The sequence below is a fragment of the Ruegeria sp. R13_0 genome (assembly GCF_017743995.1).
In the GTDB taxonomy this organism is placed as follows: domain Bacteria; phylum Pseudomonadota; class Alphaproteobacteria; order Rhodobacterales; family Rhodobacteraceae; genus Ruegeria.
This window is the reverse complement of record NZ_JAGHRB010000011.1, coordinates 130474-142203: the sequence shown is the minus strand read 5'-3', so window position 1 is coordinate 142203 and position 11730 is coordinate 130474. Positions and strand designations below refer to the sequence as shown.

Genomic DNA, 11730 nt, shown 5'->3' with positions numbered 1-11730 from the left:
CTCAAGGCCCGACATCAGGCTTTGAGGCGACAGGATGAACCTTGAACTTACCGTGGAAGACGACCGCTGGCAGGGGCTGGAGCCTCTGTCTTCGCGCGCGGTTGAAGCTGTGCTGCACCATTGCCAGCTAGATCCGGATTTGTGTGAGGTCAGCCTGCTGGCCTGCGATGACACCCGAATTGCCGAACTGAACGCCGAGTTCCGGGAAAAACCGACACCGACGAATGTTCTGAGCTGGCCCGCCGAAGACCTCGCAGCGGAAGTTGCGGGTGAAACGCCCGAACTGCCGGAACCCGATTTCACAGGTGAAATCGCGCTTGGGGATATCGCGATCTCATACGACACCTGCGCGCGCGAGGCTGCTGAGGCGGGCAAATCCATGTCTGATCACGTGACTCATCTGATAGTTCATGGAACGTTGCATTTGCTGGGGTATGATCACATTCGTGACCCCGATGCTACCTTGATGGAAGGGATTGAGGTCAAGATACTTGGCAAACTGGGTATCAATGACCCATATAATAGATGAAGCGGGTTATTTCACCCGATCAATTGGAAGAGGACAATGGGCGATACAGACGGCAGTTCTAGGGCGGCGCAAAGCGCGCAGTCTGAGAATTTGGACATTGAAGAGAAAAGCGGTTTCTTTTCGCGGATTATGGATGCCATCTCGGGGACCGAAGAGGAGCAAAGTGCTCCGGTCAACGGGCATGAAATAGCCGACAATCAACATCGCGGCATGGTTAACCTGCGTCGCAAGCGCGTTGAGGATGTCGCCATTCCGACCGTCGAAATCGTCTCAGTCCCCTCAACGATTTCCAAGGATGAACTGGCGCAGGTCTTTCGCGAAAGCGGCCTGTCGCGGATACCCGTGTATGAAGGTACGCTGGATACGCCGCTGGGTTTTGTCCACCTCAAGGATTTTGCCCTGACCCATGGGTTCAATGGCGGCGGGGCCGAGTTCGACCTGACCTCGATGCTGCGCACGCTGCTATTCGTTCCGCCCTCGATGCCGATCGGCGTTTTGCTGACCAAGATGCAGACCGAACGCCGTCACATGGCGTTGGTGATCGATGAATATGGCGGCGTTGACGGGTTGTTGACCATCGAAGACCTGATTGAGCAGGTCGTCGGCGAAATCGCCGATGAGCATGATGCGCACGAAGATCAGCTTTGGCTGCAGGAAAAGCCGGGTTGCTACGTCGTTCAGGCCCGCGTTCCGCTTGAGGATTTCGAGGCCGAGATCGGACGTTCTCTGACCAGCCACGAGGATGTGGACGAGGAAGAGATCGAAACTCTGGGCGGTCTAGTCTTCATGCTGTCGGGTCGTGTTCCGGCGCGGGGTGAGGTTGTACTGCATCCCGAAGGCCCGGAGTTCGAGGTGATCGATGCCGACCCGCGCCGCATCAAGCGTCTGCGCGTCATGTTGCCGGACGTCGCTGCATGATCCCTGTCCGGGGTTGGCCTTTCTGGCTTAGACTTGGTGCCGCAGCTGCCTTGGGGGCGCTGGGCGCTTATGGTTTGGCGCCGTTTGGCTACTGGCCGCTGACGCTGATTGCGCTGACCCTGATTCCCGCGTTCTTTCTCGCCTGTAAAACCCGCGCGCGGGCCGCGTGGTTGGGCTGGGCCTTTGCCACCGGCTACTTCGCCCATGCGCTGAGTTGGATCATCGAGCCTTTCCAAGTGGACGCCGAGCGCCATGCGTGGATGGCTCCGTTTGCGCTGGTCTTCATGGCTGGCGGCTTGGCTTTGTTCTGGGCGGCGGCATTCTGGGCGGCGCGGCGGGTTGATGCTCCGGCTGTACGACAGGCTGTGTTGCTGGCCCTGACATTGTCACTGGCCGAGTTTGGGCGTGGCTATCTTCTGACCGGCTTCCCCTGGGCCGGGGTTGCGCAGGTCTGGGTCGACACGCCGGTTGCGCAACTTTTGTCTTTGATCGGCCCCTATGGACTGGTTGCGCTGACCTTCGCAGTGACGTTTCCGCTTGGGGCCGCGATGGCGCAACCTGTAGCTCTCCGCTCGCTTCTGGTACCGGTCGCTGGGTTCGCCGGTGCCGCCGTTCTTGCCGTGGTCTACGCCTCCAGCAGGCCGATCATTGAGTATGGTGAAAATACGGTCCGATTGATCCAGCCGAATGCGCCTCAGCATCAGAAATGGGATCCTGCATATGCGCCCCTTTTCTTCGCGCGCCAGATCGAGTTCACCGCGGCGGAGCCACGTCCCGACCTGATCGTCTGGCCCGAGACTGCAGTTCCCGCATGGCTCAGCAGCGCCGATCCTTATCTTGAGGCCGCCACGGACGCGGCTCAGGGTGTTCCGGTAGTTCTGGGCATTCAGCGAGGGGACGGGCCGCGCATCTACAACTCGATGATCTATTTGGATGAGAACGGGCAGCAGACGGGCCTGTATGACAAGCACCATCTGGCCCCGTTTGGCGAATATGTCCCGTTCGGAAACCTGATGGCCCGTTTCGGTATTCACGGCATGGCCACAACGGCTGGTCATGGGTTCAGTTCGGGGCCGGGGCCTGCGGTGATGCAGGCGGGTAAGCTGGGGCAGGCTTTGCCGCTGATCTGCTATGAGGCCGTCTTTCCGCAGGACGTCAACGGCGCGCCTGAACGCGCCGATTTCATCTTGCAGATCACCAATGATGCGTGGTTCGGAACCCGTTCCGGCCCTTACCAGCACCTTGCCCAGGCCCAGATGCGGGCGATTGAGCAGGGGCTGCCATTTATGCGGTCCGCCAATACCGGCATTTCGGGGATGATCGACCCTTTGGGGCGGATTACCACGTCGCTTCCTTTGGGGCAGGCGGGGTTTGTGGACGCCGATCTGCCGTTGCCTCTCGCGCCGACGGTTTATTCCCGCATGGGTGATCTGCCCGTGTTCGCCGTCTTGCTCTTGTTGGCCGTGTTTCTGTGGCGCATATCACGGCCGCGCAGCACCTAGTTTCCGATTGACGTCATTTCGCAACGCGCGTATGCCCGTGGTGCCTGTCACAACGGCTTCCTGGCGTGGCAGAGGAACTTCAATGGAGCACATTTATGTCCCGACAGAACTACACTTTTACTTCGGAATCAGTTTCCGAAGGGCACCCCGATAAGGTCTGTGACCGGATTTCGGACGCTGTACTTGACGCATTTCTGAATGAAGAACCCGAAGCGCGCGTGGCGTGCGAAACCTTTGCTACGACCGATCGGGTCGTCATCGGTGGAGAAGTAGGTCTGTCTGATCAGGAAAAGCTGCACGACTATATGGGCCGCATCGACGAGATCGCGCGCGCCTGTATCAAGGATATCGGCTACGAGCAGGACAAGTTTCACCACGAAACGGTCGAAGTGACGAACCTGCTGCACGAACAGTCCGCTCATATCGCTCAGGGTGTTGATGCCTCGGGCGAAAAGGATGAGGGCGCAGGCGATCAGGGAATCATGTTTGGCTACGCCACGACTGAGACCCCTGCGCTGATGCCGGCCCCGATCCAGTATTCGCACGCGATCCTGCGTCGTCTGGCCGAAGTGCGTAAAAACGGCACCGAACCTGCGCTGGGCCCGGACGCGAAATCGCAGCTGTCCGTCGTTTACCGCGATGGCAAGCCGGTTGGCGTCAGCTCGATCGTCCTGTCCACGCAGCATCTGGATGAAGCGCTGACCTCGGACGACATCCGTGCAATCGTCGAGCCCTACATCTCTGAGACCCTGCCCGAAGGGTGGCTGAGCGCCGATACCGAATGGCACGTGAATCCGACCGGTAAGTTCGTGATCGGAGGCCCGGACGGAGATGCGGGCCTGACCGGCCGCAAGATCATCGTCGACACCTATGGCGGCGCAGCCCCTCATGGCGGCGGGGCGTTCTCGGGCAAAGACCCGACCAAGGTGGACCGTTCGGCTGCTTATGCCGCGCGCTACCTGGCTAAGAACGTGGTTGCCGCCGGTATGGCGGAACGCTGCACCATCCAGCTAAGCTATGCGATTGGCGTCTCCAAACCGCTGTCGATCTACGCCGACACCCATGGAACCGGCCAGATTGCAGATGCCGTGATCGAAAAAGCCGTTGGTCAGGTCATGGACCTCACCCCGCGCGGCATTCGTGAGCATCTGCAACTGAACAAGCCGATCTACCAGCGCACCGCAGCTTACGGTCATTTCGGCCGTGAACCCGCAGCCGATGGCGGCTTCAGTTGGGAACGCACTGATCTCATCGAAGCCCTGAAAGCGGCAGCCTGATCCAAGACAAAAGGGGCGCGTCTCGCAGGATGCGCCCTTTCTCTTTTTCGAGATACTCCGAGGGTCAGCCCCTTGTCACACGGCGCGCGCCACAGTAAGGGCACCGCCATGAGCAACCAGACACCCCAACGCCCCCGCAGAAACTTCTATGGTCGCTTCAAGGGCAAAACCCTGAAGCAAAGCCAGAAGACGTATCTGAACGAAGACCTCGACGCCTTGTCGCCCGGTGCCGTGGATTGGGAGACGAACCCCGAACGCCACCCGCTGGACCTCGACGCGCTGTTTGGCGGTAAGGATGTTTGGCTTGAAGTCGGCTTTGGCGGTGGAGAACATCTGGTGCATCAGGCCGCGAACAACCCCGATATCGGAATCATCGGGGCCGAGCCTTACATCAACGGCGTTGCCATGCTGCTTGGTAAGATCCGTCAGGCTGGGGTCGAAAACCTCGCGGTGCATCCCGGTGATGCGCGCGACCTGTTCGATGTGCTGCCCGAGGCCAGCATTTCACGGGCCTTCCTGCTCTATCCCGACCCGTGGCCCAAAACGCGCCACCACCGTCGCCGCTTCGTGACGCCTGAGCATCTGGAGCCTCTGGCCCGCGTCCTGAAGCCCGGCTCGATCTTCCGCGTGGCCACCGACATTCCCGACTACGTGCGCCAGACGCTTGAGGAAGTCCCCCGCGCTGGTTTCGAATGGTTGGCTGAACGCCCTGCCGATTGGCGCGAGCCTTGGGACGACTGGATCTCGACCCGCTATGAGCAAAAGGCCCTGCGGGAAGGGCGGACACCGCACTATCTGACATTCCGCCGGACAGACGCCTGATCCGTTTCAAATTTCTGTAATCCTGCACGCTATGCTAGGCTTTGCGCGTTACGCGTTTTCAGCATAGCTTATTTCAAGGATTACCATGTCTGATATTCGGATTACCAATTGCCATACGCATCTGTTTCATTCGGGCCACGTGCCCGAGGACTACCCCTATCCGGCGCTCAAACCGTTCAAGAAGATGCCATGGTTGATCAAGGCGCTGGCGTTAAGCGCCCGTTTAGCAGGTCAGGCTAGTGTCGCCGATAAACTGGATCGGCTCTATCGTTTTCAGCAGGAAACGGATGAGGGCAGCCAGCGCGAGATTCTGGACAACCTGCAGCGACATTACCCCAGCAATACCCGTTTTGTCGTCTTGCCGATGGATCTGTCAGCCTTTGGCTTCGGCGCGCCTGAGGTGCCCCTGCGCGACCAGCATGACGAACTGGCGCAGCTGGCCACTGACCCTGAGGTTGGCCCCTCGGTGATTCCCTTCGCAACGATCGACCCGCGGGCTGATCCCAATGCCACCGAGCTGTGGCGCGCCATTGACGATCTGAGGTTTCGCGGGGTTAAGCTCTATCCCCGTTTGGGCTTTGCGCCGAATGACCCGGTCCTGATGCAGCATGTCTATCCGCGCTTGCAGGACAAGAACCTGCCGGTAATGTCGCATTGTTCGCGAGGCGGTGTTCAGGGGCGGCATCTTTCCGACTATTGGGCCGACCGCTATACAGAGCCTGAGGCGTTTATCCCGGTGATGCGCGCCTTTCCCAACCTGCGGATTTGTCTGGCACATTTTGGTGGGCAGCGAGACTGGCATGCCTATGTCAATCCCGATCACAGCGACCCTTTGGACGATACATTCAACCGCAATTGGCTGAGATCCATTCGTGATTTGATCGGCAGCGGAGACCACGAAGGCCTGTGGACGGATATCTCCTACACTCTTTTCCAGTTCGAAGACTATGCGCCGTTCCTGCGTTTATTCCTGATGGGTGAGGATGAGGAAAGCGAACGCCTAAGGTCGCGCGTTTTGTTCGGGTCGGACTACTACATGACCCGGCAAGAGGCGCTGTCAGAAAAGGCGGTCTGTATCCGGTTGCGCAACGTTCTGGGCGAAGAGATCTTTCGCCAAATCGCCGAGGAAAACCCGGCAAAATGGCTGGGAGAGACCTGAGAGGCCCCCTTCCCCTCATTGCCGCTGGACCAACTGGCCCCAATTCGCTAATCGGCATGGACTGATAGCGAAAACAGGAGCCCCCATGTCCGGACACGGCACGCCCATCCCGATGACCTCGCATCCCTGCGGCCCGTTGAATGGAACGGCTGAGGTGCCCGGCGACAAATCGATCTCGCACCGGTCGCTGATCCTTGGCGCGATGGCGGTTGGGGAAACCAAGATCTCGGGCTTGCTTGAGGGCGAGGATGTTTTGGACACTGCCAAGGCAATGCGTGCCTTTGGGGCCGAGGTGACCGACCATGGCGGCGGTGAATGGACCGTGCATGGTGTCGGTGTCGGTGGCTTTGCCGAACCCGATCAGGTGATCGACTGTGGCAACTCGGGCACCGGCGTGCGGCTGATCATGGGCGCGATGGCAACCTCTCCGATCACGGCGACCTTCACGGGTGATGCCAGCCTGAATAAACGTCCGATGGCGCGGGTTACCGATCCGCTTGCGCTGTTCGGCGCGCAGTCAGTTGGGCGCTCGGGTGGACGCCTGCCGATGACCATCGTAGGCGCGTCGGATCCGACCCCGGTCCGCTATGAGGTTCCGGTTCCTTCGGCGCAGGTGAAATCGGCCGTTTTGCTGGCGGGGTTGAACGCCCCCGGCAAGACTGTTGTGGTCGAGAAAGAGGCCACCCGTGACCATTCGGAACGGATGCTGGCCGGTTTTGGGGCCGAGATCACCGTTGAAGATACAGATGAAGGTCGCGTGATCACGCTGACCGGTCGACCCGAGCTGAAACCTCAGGTCATTGCCGTGCCGCGTGACCCGTCGAGTGCCGCTTTCCCGGTTTGCGCGGCGCTGATCACCCCCGGTTCGGACGTGCTGGTGCCCGGCATTGGCCTGAACCCGACCCGCGCGGGCTTGTTCACAACACTTCGTGAGATGGGCGCGGACCTGACCTATGAAAACGAACGCGAAGAGGGCGGCGAGCCGGTTGCCGATCTGCGTGCCAAATACTCGCCCAACATGAAGGGGATCGAGGTCCCGGCCGAGCGCGCCGCTTCGATGATCGACGAATACCCGGTTCTGTCCGTGGTTGCCGCCAATGCGACCGGCACCACGATGATGGGCGGGGTGAAAGAGCTGCGCGTCAAGGAAAGCGACCGGATCGACGCGATGGCGCGCGGGTTGCGGGCCAATGGGGTAACCGTGAACGAAGGTGACGATTGGTGGTCGGTCGAAGGGCTGGGCATCGGCAACGTTCCCGGCGGCGGCACCTGCGAAAGCTTCCTGGACCACCGGATCGCAATGTCCTTCATGGTGATGGGCATGGGCGCGAAAACGCCCGTCTCGGTCGATGATGGCGGCCCGATCGCGACCTCTTTCCCGATTTTCGAGCCGCTGATGGCCTCGCTGGGTGCCAAGGTCGAACGGACATGAGCTTTACCGTCGCCATTGATGGCCCTGCGGCGGCTGGCAAGGGGACGATCTCGAAGGGCGTCGCGGCGCATTTCGGTTTTGCGCATCTGGATACGGGGCTTCTGTATCGCGCGGTTGGGCGGCGCGTGTTGGACGGGGTCGACCCCGTCGCTGCGGCCCAAGCTCTGACCGCAGAGGAACTGGAGCAAGGCGATCTGCGCACCGCTGAGATCGCGCAGGCGGCGTCAAAAGTTGCTGTCATCCCCGAGGTGCGGGCGGCGCTGGTCGATTTTCAGCGTGCCTTTGCCCGGCGCGCGGGCGGGGCCGTATTGGATGGGCGCGATATCGGGACGGTGATCTGCCCCGAGGCTGAGGTGAAGCTGTTCGTCACCGCCAGCGCTGAGGTTCGGGCCGAACGCCGGTTTTTGGAACTTAGCGCCAAAGGGTCTGATGTGACGCGTGATCAGGTTCTGGCCGATGTGCGCGAACGGGATGCGCGCGATGCGGAGCGTAGCACCGCCCCCATGAAACCCGCTGAAGACGCCGTTCTGCTGGACACGTCCGAACTGAGCATCGACGACGCTTTGGCACAGGCCGTCGAAATCATCACACAGAAAAGACCCGCAGCGTAGCTGCGGGCCGTTGTCTGAGCGGATCAGAGTTCGCCGACGGCGATGCTCTTGATGTTTGCCCACTGGTCATCAGCGGTTTTGGCAGTGCCAACCACGTCTTTCAGGAAGGCGGCGCGGGTTTCGGCGTTCAGGAACAGGAACAATTTGCCGTCCGCGATCAGGTACTGATCCGGGTCGCCGTCGAACTTCTTGCCAACCGAGACACCGAATGAGCAGAAGCCGCCGTGCTGGGGCAGGTAGGCCGCCGGGTTCGCCTCAAACGCCTCGCGGTTTTCGGCGGTGGTAAAGTAGTAGGACGCGCCATCATAGGTGGCTGAGTGGGTGGCAAAACCCTCGACCGGGTTGCCGCTGTTGACCAGTGCGACCAGATCAACCCCATGCGCGGCAAGCGGCGCGCCAGCCGCCGAGATGCCTTTGGAGACATTGATTTCATCCGCAGCAAAGGCCGGGGCAGACAGGGCAAGCGCAGCAGCAAAAGCAGTAAAGACGAGCGATTTCATTTGGGTCATCCTTTCATTTTCAGATCCGGGCTGAGGTATCCCCTCGGCCGATGTGACAAAGTTAGGACAGGAGTTTTGTACGTGTAATCGCAGATAGGCCATGAAACCGTGCAGATCGTTCAAACAATCGGATTACACGCAAAATCACTTCACACAGCTTTGTTTGGCCAGTGACCCGGTTGCTTTCTAAGGTAGGGGGCAACTTTGGGAGTGGCCTCATGATCCGACTAGCTGTGATTTTGTTCCTCATCGCCGGCAGCGTGAGCGCGCAACAGGCCGAACCGCCCGTGCCTGAGGGCGAACCTCCGATGACGTATGAGCGGTTGGGCAGGATCCTTTTTGCGTTGGATCCGGAAACGCAGCCCAGCGGGCCAGGGTTCCAGATCACCATTGCGGATGTGCCGGTTCTGGTGATCACCGATGTCGTGGCCGATCGAATGCGCGCCATGGTGCCCATCAGCAGCACGGCAGATCTGTCTGCGGAGGATCTGCAACGGATGATGCAGGCCAATTTCGACAGCACGCTGGACGCGCGCTATGCGATTGCTAACGGAACCCTTTGGGCCGTGTTCATCCACCCTCTGTCGCCGCTGAAAAAAGATCAGCTGATCTCGGGCCTGGCGCAAACCGTAAACATCGCCAACACATATGGCACTCTCTATTCGGGCGGAGCGGCTGAGTTCGGAGGGGGTGACAGTGGTGATCTGCAGCGTGCTCTGATCGACGACCTTTTAAAAAAAGGCGAGGAGATATGACGTCAGAAGGTGTTCGGCTATCAGTTTGATACGTTTTGGTATCGGTATGGTATCTGGCGTTTTCAAGCTGCGCTGAAATGTGGTTTCATTGCCGCTAATGGTTTGTTTTGTAACAGTAAAAAAGACTGTCTGATGGAACTCTAGCCAGATGTCACAAAACTGTTATGCTCCCCTCACAAGCAAAAAAGGGAAGGCTGCTGGAAACCTCCGAAAAAGGGGGAAGTGGCCAAAAAATTCCTTAAGCCAACAGGGACAAGATAAGAATGAATAATAGAATAAGTAAGATCACCATCGTGGGTGGTGGTACAGCAGGCTGGATGACCGCGCTGCTTTTGGATATGTTGTTTTCCCGGAGTTCTGCACCCAAAGATCGGCCGCGCCTATGCCTTATCGAAAGTCCTAATATCTCGACCGTAGGTGTGGGTGAGGCCACTGTACCGCGTATGCCGCGCACGCTGCGTGAGGCGGGCATATCCGAGCGTGACTTTTTCCGCGAAACCAATGCTTCGTTCAAACTGGGTGTGAAGTTTTGCAATTGGAACAAGGACGCAAAAGGAAATCGCATCGACTATGTGAACCCGTTTGCCCACGGCCAGCCATTATACGGTTTGGATGCTGCTGAGTATTTCTTGCGCTTTGGCAACGGAGACAGAGATTTTACGCAATCGATCTCGCCTCATGATGACCTTGGCCGCCTTTGCAAAGGTGCGCGTCAGTTGGGTCAGCCCGAATTTGAGCAGCGCTTTGGCTACGCCTATCATCTAGATGCGGTAAAATTCGCGGATATGCTGAGCAAGGTTTGCACCAAGCGCGGAGTAGAGCATATCCAGGATGAGGTGCGTTCAGTCGAGCTGGATGAGCAGGGCAATGTCAGCCATTTGATGTTGGAACGCAAAGGCCGTCATGATATCGAATTGGTCGTGGATTGTACCGGGTTCCGCGGGCTGATCATCAACCAGGCGCTTGGCGAGCCGTTTTTGGACTATTCAGATTATCTGCCCAACGATCGCGCTATGGCGCTGCAAATCGAACACCCTGACCCTGAAAAAATCGAAAGCCTGACACGGTCGACGGCGCTTGGTGCGGGGTGGACGTGGCGCGTGCCGCTCTACAATCGGGTAGGTACGGGTTATGTTTACTCTTCTGCGCATCGTACTGATGATCAGGCGGCAGATGAATATCTTGAATGGCTGGGTGACAGTGGCAAGGGTCTGACACCGCGCGTAATTCCGATGCGCATTGGCCGCGCGCGAAACGCCTGGGTCAAGAATTGTGTGGCTGTGGGCCTGTCCAGCGGTTTCATTGAACCACTCGAGAGTACCGCGATCCTCATGATCGACAACGCGGTGCGCTGGTTTGCCGAACATCTACCCACCCGAGATATCGAGCCCGCTCTGCGGAATCGTTATAATCGGCAAGTGAACAAGCTTTATGATGAGGTACTGAACTTTATCTGTCTGCACTATCGGTTGGGGAACCGCACTGATGATCCCTATTGGATAGATGCGCGGACTCAGATGAAAGTGCCCGACCGTTTGGCCGAGAATTTGGAGCTGTGGCAGTACCGTCTACCTATGAATCACGATACCGAGTTTGCAACGCTGTTCGATGATCGCGTCTACCAAACAGTGCTTTTGGGCAAACAGGTCTATGACACGGGCTATGGCGAAGGCATCCGAGATCGCCTGCGTCCATTGAAAAAACCGATCTGGTTTAAAGGCATGAAGCAGGCCAAGGCAGACTTGGTGCAAGTCATCAACACTATGCCGGACCACAAAACACTGCTGCGCGATATCCGGGGTGAGTTGAAGAAGCCAGCTTTTGGCAAGGGGGCAGCAGTCAAGCCCACTGTGGCCACGCCGGGCGCAAAACCTGCTCCGGTTGTGGTTCAGAACATGCCGAACCTGGCCGAAATCCAAAGCGGTGCGAAGGACCTGCAATTGTTCTAGGGAATGTCGGAACCGATTGATGGGGCAGTTCCAAGGCAGGAGCCTGCTCCAAATTATGCGTTTTTTTGCCCGGAACGTGAGTTGAGGCCACTATGCAGAAAAGCACGAATGAAGTTCCTTCGGTCCGCCAAAAGGGTGTCGTTGAGTGGTTGTGGGACCCGGTCGCCAGTGTTGCGCGTCTACCACGGCTGAGCATTAGTTAACCAAATGTGAACTATCGCGCGGCCCAGGCTGATTCCACTGATATACACCTAGCGGTGTTTCTGTTGTCGGTAG

The 11730-nt window shown here is 58.6% G+C and carries 11 protein-coding genes and 1 riboswitch; of the genes, 10 read left to right on the top strand and 1 reads right to left on the bottom strand.

From position 1 onward, the window contains the following. The first annotated feature begins 34 nt into the window (after window positions 1-34). The 8 genes from ybeY to cmk all read left to right on the top strand — a co-directional run bounded on the left by ybeY (window position 35) and on the right by cmk (window position 8250). On the top strand, window positions 35-529 hold the full coding sequence (ybeY, locus tag J7394_RS15755) for an rRNA maturation RNase YbeY (RefSeq protein ID WP_209254310.1): 495 nt from the start codon (window positions 35-37) through the stop codon (window positions 527-529). Window positions 530-565: 36 nt separating this feature from the next. Next, the gene (locus tag J7394_RS15750) at window positions 566-1447 is read left to right on the top strand and encodes a hemolysin family protein (RefSeq protein ID WP_209254308.1); all 882 of its coding nucleotides are present in this window, start codon (window positions 566-568) and stop codon (window positions 1445-1447) included. Continuing rightward, window positions 1444-2949, top strand: a complete 1506-nt coding sequence (lnt, locus tag J7394_RS15745; protein WP_209254306.1) for an apolipoprotein N-acyltransferase — start codon at window positions 1444-1446, stop codon at window positions 2947-2949. The genes J7394_RS15750 and lnt overlap by 4 nt, the downstream gene beginning before the upstream one ends. Before the next feature lie 41 nt (window positions 2950-2990). Further along, window positions 2991-3039, top strand: a riboswitch (SAM-SAH riboswitch). Window positions 3040-3044: 5 nt separating this feature from the next. Beyond that, on the top strand, window positions 3045-4226 hold the full coding sequence (metK, locus tag J7394_RS15740) for a methionine adenosyltransferase (protein WP_209254304.1): 1182 nt from the start codon (window positions 3045-3047) through the stop codon (window positions 4224-4226). Between the two features lie 108 nt (window positions 4227-4334). After that, window positions 4335-5048, top strand: coding sequence for a tRNA (guanosine(46)-N7)-methyltransferase TrmB (gene trmB / locus J7394_RS15735; RefSeq protein ID WP_170527546.1), 714 nt, complete (start codon window positions 4335-4337; stop codon window positions 5046-5048). 85 nt (window positions 5049-5133) lie between these two features. Then, a complete protein-coding gene (locus J7394_RS15730) occupies window positions 5134-6207 on the top strand; it encodes an amidohydrolase family protein (RefSeq protein ID WP_209254302.1) in 1074 nt (357 codons plus the stop codon). 85 nt (window positions 6208-6292) lie between these two features. Beyond that, the gene (gene aroA / locus J7394_RS15725) at window positions 6293-7639 is read left to right on the top strand and encodes a 3-phosphoshikimate 1-carboxyvinyltransferase (protein ID WP_209254300.1); all 1347 of its coding nucleotides are present in this window, start codon (window positions 6293-6295) and stop codon (window positions 7637-7639) included. Continuing rightward, window positions 7636-8250, top strand: coding sequence for a (d)CMP kinase (cmk, locus tag J7394_RS15720; RefSeq protein ID WP_170701536.1), 615 nt, complete (start codon window positions 7636-7638; stop codon window positions 8248-8250). Before aroA ends, cmk begins: the two co-directional genes overlap by 4 nt. Before the next feature lie 23 nt (window positions 8251-8273). On the opposite strand, the gene J7394_RS15715 is transcribed toward cmk, so the two are convergent. After that, complete coding sequence (locus J7394_RS15715; RefSeq protein ID WP_209254298.1) at window positions 8274-8750, bottom strand: YHS domain-containing (seleno)protein; 477 nt, start codon at window positions 8748-8750, stop codon at window positions 8274-8276. Between the two features lie 218 nt (window positions 8751-8968). Between J7394_RS15715 and J7394_RS15710 the strand changes: the two genes are divergently transcribed. Beyond that, window positions 8969-9505 carry a hypothetical protein gene (locus J7394_RS15710; RefSeq protein WP_209254296.1) on the top strand — a complete coding sequence of 179 codons (537 nt, stop codon included), beginning with the start codon at window positions 8969-8971 and terminating at the stop codon, window positions 9503-9505. A gap of 263 nt (window positions 9506-9768) precedes the next feature. Then, window positions 9769-11454 (top strand): tryptophan halogenase family protein, encoded by a 1686-nt coding sequence (locus J7394_RS15705; protein ID WP_209254294.1) that lies wholly within the window; start codon window positions 9769-9771, stop codon window positions 11452-11454. The last annotated feature ends 276 nt before the right edge of the window (window positions 11455-11730 follow it).

Excerpts from the sequence above, each read along its gene's own strand:
- J7394_RS15705 (WP_209254294.1), top strand. The coding sequence starts at position 9,769 with ATGAATAATAGAATAAGTAAGATCACCATCGTGGGTGGTGGTACAGCA.
- metK (WP_209254304.1), top strand. The coding sequence starts at position 3,045 with ATGTCCCGACAGAACTACACTTTTACTTCGGAATCAGTTTCCGAAGGG.
- J7394_RS15710 (WP_209254296.1), top strand. The coding sequence starts at position 8,969 with ATGATCCGACTAGCTGTGATTTTGTTCCTCATCGCCGGCAGCGTGAGC.
- lnt (WP_209254306.1), top strand. The coding sequence starts at position 1,444 with ATGATCCCTGTCCGGGGTTGGCCTTTCTGGCTTAGACTTGGTGCCGCA.
- trmB (WP_170527546.1), top strand. The coding sequence starts at position 4,335 with ATGAGCAACCAGACACCCCAACGCCCCCGCAGAAACTTCTATGGTCGC.
- aroA (WP_209254300.1), top strand. The coding sequence starts at position 6,293 with ATGTCCGGACACGGCACGCCCATCCCGATGACCTCGCATCCCTGCGGC.
- J7394_RS15730 (WP_209254302.1), top strand. The coding sequence starts at position 5,134 with ATGTCTGATATTCGGATTACCAATTGCCATACGCATCTGTTTCATTCG.
- J7394_RS15715 (WP_209254298.1), bottom strand. The coding sequence starts at position 8,750 with ATGAAATCGCTCGTCTTTACTGCTTTTGCTGCTGCGCTTGCCCTGTCT.
- J7394_RS15750 (WP_209254308.1), top strand. The coding sequence starts at position 566 with ATGGGCGATACAGACGGCAGTTCTAGGGCGGCGCAAAGCGCGCAGTCT.
- ybeY (WP_209254310.1), top strand. The coding sequence starts at position 35 with ATGAACCTTGAACTTACCGTGGAAGACGACCGCTGGCAGGGGCTGGAG.
- cmk (WP_170701536.1), top strand. The coding sequence starts at position 7,636 with ATGAGCTTTACCGTCGCCATTGATGGCCCTGCGGCGGCTGGCAAGGGG.